The organism is Variovorax sp. dw_954, assembly GCF_018449755.1.
Taxonomy (GTDB): Bacteria; Pseudomonadota; Gammaproteobacteria; order Burkholderiales; family Burkholderiaceae_C; genus Variovorax.
In genome coordinates, this window is record NZ_JAAVVD010000007.1 from 232,962 (window position 1) to 247,449 (window position 14,488).

The 14,488-nt window shown below is 66.2% G+C and carries 12 protein-coding genes; 4 read left to right on the top strand and 8 right to left on the bottom strand.

Features of this window, described 5'->3' with window-relative positions; all coding sequences use genetic code 11:
* Nucleotides 1-173: 173 nt before the first annotated feature.
* The 3 genes from HB681_RS13965 to gcl form a co-directional block, all read right to left on the bottom strand.
* The gene (locus tag HB681_RS13965; protein ID WP_213955419.1) at nucleotides 174-1,073 is read right to left on the bottom strand and encodes a 2-hydroxy-3-oxopropionate reductase; all 900 of its coding nucleotides are present in this window, start codon (nucleotides 1,071-1,073) and stop codon (nucleotides 174-176) included.
* 20 nt (nucleotides 1,074-1,093) lie between these two features.
* On the bottom strand, nucleotides 1,094-1,870 hold the full coding sequence (gene hyi / locus HB681_RS13970) for a hydroxypyruvate isomerase (RefSeq protein WP_213955420.1): 777 nt from the start codon (nucleotides 1,868-1,870) through the stop codon (nucleotides 1,094-1,096).
* Between the two features lie 116 nt (nucleotides 1,871-1,986).
* The gene (gene gcl / locus HB681_RS13975) at nucleotides 1,987-3,780 is read right to left on the bottom strand and encodes a glyoxylate carboligase (RefSeq protein WP_213955421.1); all 1,794 of its coding nucleotides are present in this window, start codon (nucleotides 3,778-3,780) and stop codon (nucleotides 1,987-1,989) included.
* Nucleotides 3,781-3,941: 161 nt separating this feature from the next.
* Between gcl and HB681_RS13980 the strand changes: the two genes are divergently transcribed.
* On the top strand, nucleotides 3,942-4,844 hold the full coding sequence (locus tag HB681_RS13980) for a LysR family transcriptional regulator (protein WP_213955422.1): 903 nt from the start codon (nucleotides 3,942-3,944) through the stop codon (nucleotides 4,842-4,844).
* Here HB681_RS13980 and HB681_RS13985 read toward each other — a convergent pair whose 3' ends face one another.
* The 3 genes from HB681_RS13985 to HB681_RS13995 are packed head-to-tail and all read right to left on the bottom strand — an operon-like array spanning nucleotide 4,845 to nucleotide 8,019.
* A complete protein-coding gene (locus HB681_RS13985; protein WP_213955423.1) occupies nucleotides 4,845-5,930 on the bottom strand; it encodes an AI-2E family transporter in 1,086 nt (361 codons plus the stop codon).
* A 23-nt stretch (nucleotides 5,931-5,953) separates the two neighbouring features.
* Nucleotides 5,954-6,652, bottom strand: coding sequence for a GntR family transcriptional regulator (locus HB681_RS13990; protein ID WP_213955487.1), 699 nt, complete (start codon nucleotides 6,650-6,652; stop codon nucleotides 5,954-5,956).
* Nucleotides 6,653-6,690: 38 nt separating this feature from the next.
* The gene (locus HB681_RS13995; RefSeq protein ID WP_213955424.1) at nucleotides 6,691-8,019 is read right to left on the bottom strand and encodes a C4-dicarboxylate transporter DctA; all 1,329 of its coding nucleotides are present in this window, start codon (nucleotides 8,017-8,019) and stop codon (nucleotides 6,691-6,693) included.
* Nucleotides 8,020-8,266: 247 nt separating this feature from the next.
* On the opposite strand from HB681_RS13995, the gene HB681_RS14000 reads away from it, so the two are divergent.
* The gene (locus tag HB681_RS14000) at nucleotides 8,267-9,124 is read left to right on the top strand and encodes an aldo/keto reductase (RefSeq protein ID WP_213955425.1); all 858 of its coding nucleotides are present in this window, start codon (nucleotides 8,267-8,269) and stop codon (nucleotides 9,122-9,124) included.
* 12 nt (nucleotides 9,125-9,136) lie between these two features.
* On the opposite strand, the gene HB681_RS14005 is transcribed toward HB681_RS14000, so the two are convergent.
* Both HB681_RS14005 and HB681_RS14010 read right to left on the bottom strand, forming a co-directional pair.
* Nucleotides 9,137-10,576, bottom strand: coding sequence for an NCS1 family nucleobase:cation symporter-1 (locus tag HB681_RS14005; RefSeq protein WP_213955426.1), 1,440 nt, complete (start codon nucleotides 10,574-10,576; stop codon nucleotides 9,137-9,139).
* A gap of 202 nt (nucleotides 10,577-10,778) precedes the next feature.
* Complete coding sequence (locus HB681_RS14010) at nucleotides 10,779-12,266, bottom strand: nucleobase:cation symporter-2 family protein (RefSeq protein WP_213955427.1); 1,488 nt, start codon at nucleotides 12,264-12,266, stop codon at nucleotides 10,779-10,781.
* Between the two features lie 128 nt (nucleotides 12,267-12,394).
* Between HB681_RS14010 and HB681_RS14015 the strand changes: the two genes are divergently transcribed.
* Nucleotides 12,395-13,291 carry a LysR family transcriptional regulator gene (locus HB681_RS14015; protein ID WP_213955428.1) on the top strand — a complete coding sequence of 299 codons (897 nt, stop codon included), beginning with the start codon at nucleotides 12,395-12,397 and terminating at the stop codon, nucleotides 13,289-13,291.
* 111 nt (nucleotides 13,292-13,402) lie between these two features.
* Complete coding sequence (locus HB681_RS14020) at nucleotides 13,403-14,464, top strand: autotransporter outer membrane beta-barrel domain-containing protein (RefSeq protein ID WP_213955429.1); 1,062 nt, start codon at nucleotides 13,403-13,405, stop codon at nucleotides 14,462-14,464.
* The last annotated feature ends 24 nt before the right edge of the window (nucleotides 14,465-14,488 follow it).

Genomic DNA, 14,488 nt, shown 5'->3' on the forward strand with positions numbered 1-14,488 from the left:
GCCCGGACTGACGGCCATCCGGTCCGCACGGAGCGCGGTGTTGCTACGCTGGAACTACGCTCGCTGCGGTGAACGCACACGCTCGTTGGAACACACCCTCACCCCGGCCCTCTCCCGCAGGCGGGAGAGGGAGTGATCAGAGCGCAGTCGTGCTGCGCTGGTCTCATATATCACTAGTCTGGCTGCACCGGATGCTGCGCCATCGCTTCGAGCGCGCGCACCAGCGCCGAATGATCGGACTGGCCGTGCCCCAAGGCGGCACAGGCGTTCATGAGCTGCGCGGCGCCGGCCGTTTGGGGCAACGCCACGCCGAGCGCGCGTGCGCTCTGCATCGCCAGGTTCAGGTCCTTCTGGTGCAACGCGATGCGGAAGCCGGGCGCGAAGGTTCGCTTGATCATTCGTTCGCCGTGCACTTCCAGGATGCGCGATGCGGCAAAGCCGCCCATCAGCGCCTGCCGCACCTTGGCCGGGTCGGCGCCGGCCTTGCTGGCGAACACCAGCGCTTCGCCCACCGCCGCGATGTTCAGCGCCACGATGATCTGATTGGCCACCTTGCAGACCTGCCCGTCGCCGATGCCGCCGACCAGCGTGATGTTCTTGCCCATCTTGTCGAGCAAGGGCTTCACCTTTTCGAACTCGGCATCCCGGCCGCCGCACATGATGGTGAGGCTCGCAGCCTTCGCGCCGACTTCGCCGCCGGACACCGGTGCGTCCACATAGCCGCAGCCGAGCGCCTCGATCTTCTTGCCGAATCCCTTGGTGGCTACGGGGTCGATGGAACTGCAGTCCACCACGGTCTTGCCCTTTGACAATCCGGCCGCGATGCCGCCTTCGCCGAACAGCACGAGTTCGACGTCGGGCGTGTCGGGCACCATCACGAAGATGATGTCGGCCTGGCGTGCGACCTCGGTGGCCGTCAGGCAGACGGTGGCCTTCGACGCGAAGGGCTCCGGCGCCTTGCCATGCGTGTTGACGAAAAGCTGGTGGCCTGCTTCGAGCAGGTGGCCGGCCATGGGGGCGCCCATGATGCCGAGGCCGATGAAGCCGATCTTCTGGGGTGTGGTGGTGCTCATGCGTTCGTCTCCTCCTCTTGTTAGGTCAGCGCCTCGCGCCAACCGAGGCCATCGGCGGTGGTGGTGCGCGGCTTGTATTCGCAGCCGATCCAGCCGTCATAGCCAATCGCGTCGATGTGCTTGAAAAGCCAGGCGTAGTTGATCTCGCCGGTGCCGGGCTCGCCGCGGCCGGGGTTGTCGGCCAGCTGGATGTGGCCGATGCGCGCGAGCTGCTTGCTGAGCGTGTTGCCCAGCTCGCCTTCCATGCGCTGCGCGTGGTAGATGTCGTACTGGACGAAGAGATTGGGCGAGCCGACCTCGTCGATGATGGCCAGCGCCTGGTCGGTGCGCGTCAGGAAGAAGCCGGGAATGTCGAAGCTGTTGATGGGCTCGATCAGCAACTGGATGCCGGCGGCCTGCAACTCCTTCGCGGCAAAGCGCAGGTTCTCGATCAGCGTGGCCCGGGCGACTTGCGGGCTCACGCCGGGCGGCAGCTTGCCGGCCAGGCAGTTGACGCGCGGGCAACCCAGCGCCGTCGCGTAGTCGATGGCCTTGGCCACGCCTTCGCGGAATTCGGCGGTGCGGGCCGGGTCGCAGGCAATGCCGCGATCGCCGCCGTCCCAGTCACCCGCGGGCAGGTTGTGCAGGACTTGCTTGAGCCGGTTGTCGCGCAGGGCGGCAGTCAGTTCCTGTTTGCTGAAGGCATAGGGGAACAGGTACTCGACTGCCTCGAAGCCGGCATTGGCGGCGGCTTGGAAGCGTTGCATGAACGGTAGCTCGGTGAAGAGCATCGTCAGGTTGGCTGCAAATTTGGGCATGGGTTCAACTTGAAATGAATGTGCGTGGAACACCGCGGCACTGGCGATGCCGGGCCGTTGGTGTAGCCCCTGTGAGGGGGCGGAAGGCGCGCATGAAAGGTGCGCGGAGCCTGGAGCTAGTCCAGCATTGCTGCGGCCACGGCGGTCGGCGCGTCCTCGAGCCCTTCGGCCAGCGCCTCGAACTCGTTGATCGCATCGATCTCGGTGCCCATCGCGATGTTGGTCACGCGCTCGAGCATCACCTCGATCACCACCGGCACGCCGTACTCGGCCATGAGCTGCTCGGCACGCTGGATCGCGCCTTGCATCTCGCCCTGCTTGTAGACGCGGATGCCCTTGCAGCCCAGCCCTTCGACGACCTTCATATGGTCCACGCCATAGCTGGCCTCGATGCCCGCGTCCGGCCCGGCATTGAGGTTGTCGAAACCGAGCTGCACGCAGTAGTCCATCTCGAAGCCGCGCTGGCTTTGGCGGATCAGGCCGAGGTAGCTGTTGTTCACCACGATGTGGATGTAGGGCAGCTTGAATTGCGCGCCCACGGCCAGCTCCTCGATCATGAACTGGAAGTCGTAGTCGCCCGAGAGCGCGACGATCTTGCGGGTCGGGTCCGCGGCCCGCACACCGAGCGCTGCCGAGATGGTCCAGCCGAGCGGGCCGGCCTGGCCGCAGTTGATCCAGTGGCGCGGGTTGTAGACGTGCAGGAACTGCGCCGCCGCGATCTGCGAGAGGCCGATGGTGCTGACGTAGCAGGTGTCGTGGCTGAAGTTGTTGTTCATGCACTGGTACACGCGCTGCGGCTTCATCGGCACGTCGGCGAAGTTGGTCTTGCGCAGCATCGTCTTCTTGCGCTGGCGGCATTCGCCGGCCCAGGTGCCGCGGTCGGGCAACTGGCCCTTGGCCTTCATTTCCTCGGCCACTTCGACGAAGAGTTCCAGGGCGGCCTTGGCATCCGACACGATGCCGAAATCCGGCGTGAACACGCGGCCGATCTGCGTCGGCTCGATGTCGACGTGCACGAAGGTGCGGCCCTTGGTGTAGACCTCGACCGAGCCGGTGTGGCGGTTGGCCCAGCGGTTGCCGATGCCGAGCACGAAGTCGCTCGCGAGCATCGTGGCATTGCCGTAGCGGTGGCTGGTCTGCAGGCCGCACATGCCGGCCATCAAGGGATGGTCGTCGGGGATCGCGCCCCAGGCCATGAGCGTCGGGATGACGGGCACGCCGGTCGCTTCGGCGAAGCGCACGAGCAGGTCGGCTGCATCCGCATTGATGATGCCGCCGCCGGCGACGATCAACGGGCGCTCCGCCGCGTTGAGCATGCCGATGGCCTTCTCGATCTGCGCACGCGAGGCGGCTGGCTTGTAGGGCTTGAGCGGTTCATACGTGTCGATGTCGAACTCGATCTGCGCCATCTGCACGTCGAAGGGCAGGTCGATCAGCACCGGGCCCGGACGGCCTGACCGCATGATGTGGAAGGCCTGCTGGAACACTTGCGGCACCTGGCCCGGCTCGCGCACGGTGACGGACCACTTGGTGACGGGCTTGGAGATCGACTCGATATCGACCGCCTGGAAGTCTTCCTTGTAGATCCGTGCACGCGGCGCCTGGCCGGTGATGCAGAGGATCGGGATCGAATCCGCCGAGGCCGAGTAGAGGCCGGTGATCATGTCGGTGCCGGCCGGGCCGGAGGTGCCGATGCACACGCCGATGTTGCCGGCCACCGCGCGGGTGTAGCCCTCGGCCATGTGGGACGCGCCCTCGACGTGGCGCGCCAGGATGTGCGCGATCGTCCCTTGCTTGCGCAACGCCGAGTACAGCGGATTGATGGCCGCACCCGGCACACCGAACGCCTGCGTCACGCCCTCTTTTTCCATCACCAGCACTGCGGCCTGCGCCGCTGTCATCTTTGCCATGTCGTAGCTCCTTGTGAATGGCTCGATTCTGGGAATCAAAGGGCTTTCCAAGAAGTGGGTACGCAGCCATAAAACCTATTCCAATCCGGAATGAGTGAGTACCATCGATCGCTGCCAGGCCGGCCCGCGGTCGGCAGCAACCCGCCCGAGGAGTGGATGGAATGGATCGCCTTCTTGCCATGGAAATGTTCGTGCGTGTCGTGGAGACCGGCAGCTTCTCCAAGGCTGCGCGCGAGTTCAACACCACGCAGCCCACCGTGACCAAGCAGGTGGCCGCGATCGAGTCGCGCCTGAAGGTGCGCCTGCTCAACCGCAACACGCGCGGCGTGAGCCTCACTGAGACCGGTGCGCTCTACTACGAGAAGTGCAAGGACATCGTGCGCAATGCGGAGGAGGCCGACAACTCGGTGCAGTTGCGCCAGACGCAGGCGCAGGGGCTGCTTCGCATCGGCACGTCGGTGGCCTTCGGGCGCCGCGTGGTGGTGCCGCAGGTGCTGGAGTTCATGGCGCGGCATCCGCAGGTGCAGGTGGACCTGAGCTTCGAGGACCGCTATGTGGACCTGGTGGCGCAGGGCATCGATGTCGCCATCCGCATGGGCAAGCTGGCCGACTCGTCGCTGGGTGCGCGCTTCCTCGGCCGCAATCCGTGGGTCATGGTGGCTGCGCCGAGCTACCTCAAGGCGCATGGCACGCCGAAGCGGGCGCAGGACCTGAGCGCGCATGTGGCGCTGATCTACAGCAGCGTGGTCGGCGACGACGTCTGGCAGATGCACACGCCCAAGGGCGAGCCGGTGACGGTGTCGGTGTCGGGCCGCCTGCGCTCCAACAACGTCTCCGCGGTGCTGGTCGCGGCCCGCAACGGCCTGGGCGTCGCGATGATGCCGCACTACGTGGCAAGCGAATCCCTGGCCACCGGCAAGGTGGTTCGGGTGCTCGCCGACCATGCGCTGGCCGAGCAGGAGATTCACGCGGTCTTCCCGTCGCCGAAGCTGGTGCCTGGCAAGGTGCTGAGCCTGATCGCGTTCATGCAGGGCCGCTTTGCCGAAGGCTGGTGGGCGGGCTGATCATTTCGGCGGCGTGACCACTTCGTCCGGCATGTCGTCCAGGTTGCCCGAGTCCACGAACAGGCCCCACGCCGCCATGAACAGCGCCGCAATCGCCGGCCCGATCACGAAGCCGTTGATGCCGAAGATCGACATGCCGCCGATGGTCGCCATCAGCACGACGTAGTCCGGCATCTGCGTGTCCTTGCCGACCAGCAGCGGCCGCAGGATGTTGTCGACCAGGCCGATCACGCCCACGCCCACGAACACCAGCACGCCGGCCTGCCAGTAGTGGGCGGTCGCGAGAAAGTAGAGCGCCACCGGCCCCCAGATCAGCGCCGCGCCCACGGCCGGCAGCAGCGACAGGAAGGCCATCAGCACCGCCCACAGCAGCGCGCCCTGCACGCCCAGGAACCCGAAGGCCAGCCCGCCGATCGTGCCCTGCGCGATGGCCACGGCCACGTTGCCCTTGATGGTCGCGCGGATCACGGTGGTGAACTTGTTGAGCAGGTAGTGCGTGTGCGGCCGGGCCATCGGCAAGGCGTTGCGCACCGTCTTCGACAGGTCCGCGCCGTCGCGCAGCAGGAAGTACAACAGGTACAGCATGACGAAGAAGCTGACAAGGAACTCGAAGGTGTTCTGCCCGATCGACAGCGCATGCGTCGCGATCGACTGGCTCGCCTGCGACGCGCCGGCCGAGATGCGTGCCTGCCATGCCCCCATGTCGCCGAGGTTGAAACGCCGCGCCAGGTCCATCAGCCAGCGCGGCGTTGCGTCGAGGATCTGCTGGAAGTAGGCGGCGAAGTTGATTTTCCCCGAACCGATCGCCTGCGCCAGCAAGGTGACCTGCTCGATCACGGACAGGGTGATCATGACCAGCGGCAGGATCACCACCACCAGGCAAAGCGCCAGCGTCACCAGCGCCGCGAAGTTGTGCCCCTTGGGCAGCCGCTTCAGCAGCCAGCGGTACATCGGCGTGAACAGGATGGCCAGCGCCATGGCCCAGAACACGGCGCCGAAGAAGGGGAGCAGGATCCAGGCGAAGCCTGCAGTGACAGCCGCCAGCAACGCCAGGAAAACGCCGCGCTGAAGTTGCGATGAATTCATATTCACCGCAGCGTAGCGGGCGCTCAGGTGGCGATGCGTCGCCGGGCAACCGGCGCCAGCGTGGCCCGAAGCCGCGTCGGCGCGTCAGGTTCCACCGCGCGTTCGACCTCGAGTTCCTTCTCGACGTTGCCGATGTGCTCGAGCATGAGCGTGCGCGCCGCCTCGTTGTTGCCGCGCTCGAGCGCCGCGACGATGGCCGCGTGCTCTGCGCATGATTGCGCGGCCTCGTGCTTCGACTGGTAGAGCGTCGCGGCCAGCGTGGTGCGGGCGGTGAGGTCGCGCAGCATGTCGCTGAGCAGGCGATGGCCCATCTGCTCGGCCAGGCAGACGTGGAAGTCGGCCAGCAGGAAGGCGCGGGTGGCGGCATCGGCGCCATCGATCGCGCGCTGCTCGTCGGCGATGTGCTCGCGCAGCCGCTTGATCACCCTTTGCAGCGGCTTGCCGGCGTCGCCGAGGATGCCCGACTCGACGATGCGCCGCGCCGAGAACGCGTCGCGCGCCTCCTCGGCCGACGGCTCCACCACGAACCAGCCGCGCTTCGATTGCACCTCGACGAAGCCGCGCGCCTGCAATTGCATCAACGCCTCGCGCACCATCGTGCGGCTCACGCCGAAGTGGGTGGCCAGGGCCTGCTCGCCGAGCCGCTCGCCGGGGGCCAGCTTCTGCGCAAGGATGGACTCGACCACCTGCTCGGCGATGACCGTCGGGGACACGGCCGCCATCGGAGGCACCACGCCAGGCACTTCTTGGTCCTTCATCTTCAATGGCTGGGTGTGAGTGCGGGCGACACGACCACGCCGGGTTCGGCCAGCGGTTCGTCGTCCGGGGAATAGTTGCCGTCGAGCACCGCATGCGCGCGCTTGCGGTCGATGTCGCCTTCCCATGCCGCGATGGCGACGGTGGCAACGCAGTTGCCGACCAGGTTGCCGAGTGCTCGGGCGATGCCCATGAACCAGTCGACCGACAGCACCAGCACCAGCCCGATCGCGGGGATGGCCGGGATGGCATGCAGCGTGGCCGCCAGCACCACGATCGCGGAGCCCGGCACGCCGTGCGCGCCCTTGGAGGTGACCAGCGCGATCGCGAGGATGGTCAGCAGGTCGGACATCGAGATCGGCGTGTTGGTCGCTTGAGCGATGAACACGGCCGCCAGCGTGATGTAGATCGAGAAGGCGTCGAGGTTGAACGAATAGCCGGTCGGGATCACCAGGCCCACCGTCGAGTCGCGGATGCCCATGTGGCGCAGCTTGGCCATGATCTGCGGCAGCACGCTGTCGGACGAGGTGGTGGCGAAGACGATGGTCAGTTCCTCGCGCAGGTAACGCAGCAGCTTGACCAGGCTGAAGCCCGACATGCGCATGATCAGCCCGAGCACCCCGAACACGAAGATCAGCACCGACGCGTAGTACAGCGCCACCAGCATGCCGAGCTGCTTGAGCGAGCCGATGCCGTACTTGCCCACCGTGAAGGCGATGGCGCCGAGCACGCCGAGCGGTGCCAGCTTGATGAGAATGCCCATGATCTTGAAGAGCACCAGCGAGAGCGCGTCCACCACCTGCGCGACCGGCTTGCCGAGGTCGCCGAGCAGCGTCAGCGCACAGCCGAACAGCACCGCGAACAGCAGCACCTGCAGCACGTCGCCGGTGGCGAAGGCGTTGACCACGGTCGTCGGGATCAGCCGCATCAGGAACTCGACCGTGCCCCCGCTGCTGAGCTTGTCGGCGTTGGACGCATAGGCGCTCATGGCCGAGGCGTCGAGCAGTTTGGGGTCGACGTTCATGCCCACGCCGGGCTTGAACACGAAGGCGAGCACCAGGCCCAGCGCGAGCGCGATGGTGGTCAGCACCTCGAAGTAGACCAGCGCCTTGACGCCGACGCGCCCGACGCGCTTCAGGTCGCCCGCGCCGGCGATGCCATGCACCACCACGCAGAACACCAGCACCGGAATGATCATCTTGATCAGCTTGATGAAGCCATCGCCGAGCGGCTGCAGCTTGGTGCCGAAGGCGGGCCAGAACAGGCCGACCAGCACGCCGATGACCAGCGCGATGACAACCTGGCCAAAAAGGGATTTCGCGAAACGGGGCATGAAAGAGGCTCCTGTTCAAAGTGCAAGGTTGCATGCAACATCGATCAATCTTGCATGCAAGAAATGTAGGCAAGATTGCGATGAAAACGCAGAGGGTATTCCCGGAGCACGCAAGCTGCTAGAACGTGGCCTCGCGCGTTGCATCCAACGCAAGACCCGTTCCACGGCGCAGCCGCGGCGAACCCCCGTCGCAGGGAGATCGACGAATGAAAACCGGACACGACTTGCAGCTCTGCGGGATGAAGCCATGACGCGCGCCGTTTCCTTGCCTTCAGGCGGCTCGATGCCTGTGCTCGGCCTGGGCACCTGGCGGCTGGGCGAAGTTGCGAATCGGCGGGATGCAGAAGTCGCGGCCGTGCGTTCTGCCATCGCCATGGGGTACCGGCTGATCGATACCGCCGAGATGTACGGCGACGGCGGTTCCGAGGAGGTCGTCGGCCAAGCCATCGCCGAGGCTGTCCGCGCCGGCGAGGTGCGGCGTGACGAGTTGTTCATCGTCAGCAAGGTCCTGCCGCACAACGCCAGCCGCAAGGGCACCGTGCAGGCCTGCGCGCGGAGCCTGGGCAGGCTGGGGATCGACCGCATCGACCTGTACCTGCTGCACTGGCAGGGCTCGCACCCGTTGCGCGATACCTGTGCAGCGTTGCAGGCGCTGGTGGCGCAGGGCGACATCGGCCAATGGGGCGTGAGCAATTTCGACGTCGACGACATGGCCGAACTGAATGCGCTCGGCGAGGGCAAGGCTTGCGCCGCCAACCAGGTCTACTACTCGCTGGGCGAGCGAGGTCCGGAGTTCAGCTTGCTGCCCTGGCTGCGCAACCACGGCCAGCCGATGATGGCCTACAGCCCCATCGACCAGGGAGCGCTGGCCACCAGCCCGGAGTTGGGTGCGCTGGCCGCCCTGCGCGGCGTGACGGCGGCGCAGATCGCGCTTGCGCGGCTGCTGGCCGAGCCCGGTGTCGTCGCCATTCCCAAAGCGGTTCGCGCAGTACACCTGCGCGAGAACCTCGCCGCCGCCGAATTGACGCTTGAACCCGAGGAGATCGCGGCGATCGATCGCTTGTACCCGCCGCCCCGACGCAAGGCCCCCCTCGCGATGATCTGATGCGTTGCGCGCTCAGGTTCGCTTGGCGCCCCGCATCATTGCCATGTAGATCACGGCGCCAGCGATCGCCCCGATGAACCAGCCGAAGTTGTTGTCCGGAATCACGTGGAACAACTGTGCGGCGAACTCCCAGCCGATGGCGATGGCGCTCGAGAGGCCCAGCGCAGCCAGGCCCACCTTGTTCCAGCCGCCGTCGTAGTTGTAGCGGCCATTGGGCGCCATCGTGTAGAGCTGCTCGACGTCGACCACCTGCTTCTTCAGAAGGTAGAAGTCGGCCACCATCACGCCGAACATCGGCGCCAGCACCGCGCCGAACACGCTCACGAACACGGTGATCGCCTTCGGGCTGTCGACGAAGATCCACGGGCAGACGCAGACGGCCAGGATCGAGGCAATGAGCCCGCCCTTCTTGAAGCTGATGTGGCGCGGGAACAGATTGGCGATGTCGAATGCCGGTGAGACGAAGTTGGCGACGATGTTGATGCCCATCGTGGCGATGATGAAGGTCACGCTACCCAGCACGACGGCCCACTTGTTGTCGATCTTCCCGACGATCTCGATCGGGTCCATGATCATGTGGCCGAACACCTTGGCGCTGCCGGAGGTGACCACCACCACGATGATCGCGAACAGGATGAAGTTGATCGGCAGTCCGAGAAAGTTGCCGATCTTCATGTCGCGCTCGGTCTTGGCGTAGCGCGAGAAGTCGCCGAAGTTTAGCAGCAGCGCGGCGAAGTAGCTCACCACCAGCAGGACCGCGTTGCCCATCGCGATCCACGCTTCGCCGCCGGTCAGCACCTTGTCGCTGAGCGTGAGGTCGAGCGACCAGCCGGCCTTCCAGATGATCCAGCCCATCAGCAGGAACATCACCAGGTAGACGGCCGGGCCGCAGAAGTCGATGAACTTGCGGATCGCTTCCATGCCGCGCTGGAAGATCAGCAGCTGGAAGAACCACATGAACAGGAAGCAGGCCCAGCCCAGCATGTCGAGCCGCAGGAAGCTCATGCCGTGCAGCGATGCCGCGTCGGGAAAGAACACCAGCACCAGCGTGGCCACCGCCTTGGACGCGAAGTAGGTCTGTACGCCATACCAGACGATGCCGACCACGCCGCGGATTACCGCCGCGAAGTTCGCGCCCATCACGCCGAGGCTGACGCGCGCCATCACCGGGAACGGAATGCCGTGCTGCTGGCTCGGCCGGCCGATCCAGTTCATGAGGACGTTGACCACCGAGATGCCGATCACCAGCGCCGCCAGCACCTGCCAGCCGGAGAGCCCGAGCAGGAACAGGCTGGCCGCGAAGGTGTAGCCGCCGACGCTGTGCACGTCGGACATCCACATCGCGAACACGCTGTAGTAGGACCAGCCTTTGCGCGCGCCGGTGACGGGCGCCAGGTCTTCGTTGATGAGCCGGGGGTCTGCGCCCCGGATGCCGTGATCGCCGTGTTCCATGGTGTCCGCCTGCAGTGATGGGTGAGGGGAAAGAGATCACCTCGGCGTGCACCGTGGTGTACGCTAAACTGTATACACTTTAGTCGAGAGCTCGTATGGCGGAAAACCCTGAGCCGTACGGCTGCTTGCTCCGCCGGCCCCCTCCGGGCGCCGCCGGAAGGGCCGACCCCGCCACCTCATGTCAGATGCCGGCCCGCGTTGCTCAATGCGCCTCGGCCTGCTTGGCCGCCGCGATGATCGCGTCCTCGTCGTGCTTCGCCCCGTTCAGGAACAGGTTCAACGCCACCGCGCAGATCGAGGTCAGCAGGATGCCCGACTCGATCAGCGAGTGGATGCTGTGCGGCATCCACTGCTTGAAGTTGGGCGCGATCAGCGGAATCATGCCGAAGCCGATCGACACCGCCACGATCATGGCGTTGTAGCGGTTGGTCTTGAAGTCCACGTTGGCCAGGATGCGGATGCCGGTCGCGGCCACCATGCCGAACATCACCAGCCCGGCGCCGCCCAGCACCACGGTCGGCAGCGACTCCACCAGCGCCGCCATCTTCGGCAGCAGCCCCAGCACGATGAGGATCACGCCGCCGGCCACGCAGACGAAGCGGCTCTTGACGCCGGTCACCGCCACCAGGCCCACGTTCTGCGAAAAGCTGGTGTACGGGAAGGTGTTGAAGATGCCGCCGATCAGCGTGCCCAGCCCGTCCGTGCGCAGGCCTCGCGCCAGGTCTTGCTGTGTGATCTTGCGACCGGTCATCTCGCCGAGCGCGAGGAACATGCCGGTCGACTCGATCATCACCACGATCATCACCAGCGTCATCGTCAGGATCTGCAGCGCATCGAACTGCGGCATGCCGAAGTGGAAAGGCGTCACGATGTCGACCCATTCCGCCTTGCCGACCTTCTCGAAGGTCATGATGCCCATCATCGTGGCAACGACGGCGCCGATGACGATGCCCAGCAGCACCGAGATGTTGGCCACGAAGCCCTTGGCGTACTTGACGATCAGCAGGATCGACACCAGCACCAGCGCCGCGATGCCCACGCCGGTGAGGTCGGCATATTTGGGGTTGGGCACGGTCGGCACGATGGCCAGGCCCTTGGGCACCGGCGGCAGCGCGGAGCCCGGCGCCGTGATGTCCGACAGCCACTTGGTGTAGGCCGGGTCGACCACGTTGGGCGCGGTCGGGCCGAAAGGGTTGCCGAAGATCCAGTTGATGCCCACGCGCATCAGGCTGATGCCGATCACCGCGATGATGGTGCCCGTCACCACCGGCGGGAAGAAGCGCAGCATGCGGCTGACCAGCGGCGCGATCAGGATCGAGACGATGCCCGCGCCGATGATCGAGCCGAACAGCAATTGCGCACCGGCCGTGCCCGGGTTGGCGTTGGCCATGGCCACCATCGGCGCCACGGAGGCGAAGGTCACGCCCATCATCACCGGCAGCTTGACGCCGAACCACTGCGTGGCGCCCAGCGACTGGATCAGCGTGGCGATGCCGCAGCAGAACAGGTCGGCCGAAATCAGCATCGCCACTTCATCCGGGCTCAGCTTGAGCGCGCGGCCGACGATCAGCGGCACCGCGACCGCGCCGGCATACATCACCAGCACGTGCTGGAGCCCCAGCGCCGTCAACTTGCCGGCCGGCAATCGTTGGTCGATAGGGTGGACGGAGGACGAACCGGCTGAACTCATGAAGGACTCCTGGGCGGACGAATGGGCGGCGCACGAACGGGGCGGCGAATGCTGCGTGCACGCAAAGAATAGGCCCGCGGCGCAAATCGAAAAAGACGCACAATCCAATAAATCAATCTGGATTCGCGATGAAAGCCTCCCTGGCCGAGATGCGGGTGTTCGTGGCGCTGGCGGAACATGGGCACTTCACACGTGCGGCCGAGCGCCTGGGCATGTCGCAGTCGTCGTTCAGCGCGTCCCTGGTCAAGCTCGAAAAGCAGCTCGGCACGCGCCTCTTCGACCGCCACACGCGCGCATGCCGCGTCACCGAGGCCGGCGCCGCCTTGCTGCCCGCGGCGCGGCGCCTCGTCGCGGACTGGGACCATCTCTTTGCCGATGCGCGCGACTTCGCCCGTTTCTCGCGCGGACGCGTGGCGGTCGCCGCGCCGAGCGCGCAGTGCGCCTTGCTGCTGCCACCGGTGATCCGGGCCTTCGGCGCCTCGCATCCGGGCGTGCGCGTGGTGGTGCAGGACGTGCCCGAGCACGAAGTCCAGGAGCTGGTGCGAAGCGGCGTGGCCGACCTGGGCATTGCCACGCAGACCGATGCGCGCACCGATCTGGTTTCCACCGCCATGTCTTCCGACGAGTTCATCGCCGCTCTGCCGCCGAGCCACCCGCTGGCGTCGCGCCGTTCGCTCGAATGGGCGCAACTGGCGCGCGAGCCCCTGATCGGCTACCTGCCGGGCAATCCGGTGCGTCGCATGCTCGAGGAGAAGCTGGCCGAGCGCGGCATCGTGCTGGCCTATGCCTACGAGATCGCACTGCCCTGGACCATGATCGGCCTGGCGCGCGAGGGGCTCGGCATCGCCGTCGTCACCATGGCGCTGCGGCCGCTGGCGCAATGGAACGGGCTGGAGATTCGCACCGTCGGCCGGCCGCAGTTCGCGCGCACCATGACCTTGCTGCGTGCACCGGGCAATTCGCTGTCGCCGGCTGCGGCGGCGTTTCGGGAGTTGCTGCTCGGCAGCGCCGTGCCGGAGGCATGACGGCGGACTCGGGGGCGGCGTTCAGGTGACAGTCATTTACTTTCTCCAGAATTCGTTCGAACGCGCCTGAGAACAGGCCCTGATGCGTCGTCTGACATGGAGGCCGAATCCGTGCATCGTCCGTCCCTTGCAATCGCGGTCCTGCTGTGCGGTGGCGGCGGTGGCGCGCTGGCGCAATGCGTGCCGGCAAGCGCGGCCCTTGGCGTTTCTTGCGGCACTTCGCTTCGGCCCGAAACCGGCGCGTACATGGGCAATCGCCGCATCACGGATCTGCTCTTCGTCTACAGCCTCGACGACAGGATGGGCGACGGTTCCGTGTCCACGGCAAGCCAGGGCGCGTCGGGTGCGGACCGCGGCTTCTGGATGCGCACGGGCGGCGAGGGCTTCCGCCTGAAGGATGACGGCATCGGCTTCGGTGTCGACAGCAAGCAGGCCGTCTTGCAGGCCGGCGTGGATGTCTGGCAATGGTCGCTGGGCAGCACCGGCCGGCTGTCGGTGGGTGCGTTGCTCAGCGTCGGCGGCGGCCGCACCGACGGCACCGCACCCGGCCGCCTGTTCACCGCGCAGGGTCGCACCGATGGCGGCGGCTTCGGCTTCTATGCCACCTGGTACCAGGACGACCAGACCCGGCTCGGCTGGTATGCCGACACCTGGACGCAATACGCCCGCTTCCGCAACGAGGTCGAGAGTCCGCTGATCCGGCAAGCCAGCTATACGTCGCACAACGGCATGGCGTCGGTCGAGACAGGGTATGCGCTGCGCCTGTCGGACAACAGTTCCTGGGTGATCCAGCCCCAAGGCCAACTCATCTATGCCCACAACCACGCCTACAACGTGACTCAGTCCGACGGCACCCAGGTCGACGGCGCAAAGCGCGGCGGCTGGACGTCGCGCCTGGGCGTGCGCATGTACCCTGGCTGGATCGGGGACGGCGACACGCGCATCAAGCCCTATGCGGCCATCAACTGGCTCTACGACCACCTGGAGGATGAGCTGACGTACGGCAGTCAGTTGCCGAGCAAGGACGTGTTTCCCACCAGCCGCTACGAACTGAAGGCCGGCGCCGACCTCCGGTTCGCAGGCGGGTGGGCCGGATGGGGGGATATCGGGTGGCAGGCTGGGTCGTCGTACAGCGCCTGGACGGCGCGGGCGGGGATGAAGTACAGCTGGTGATCAGGTGCCAGCAGGCCCGGTGGT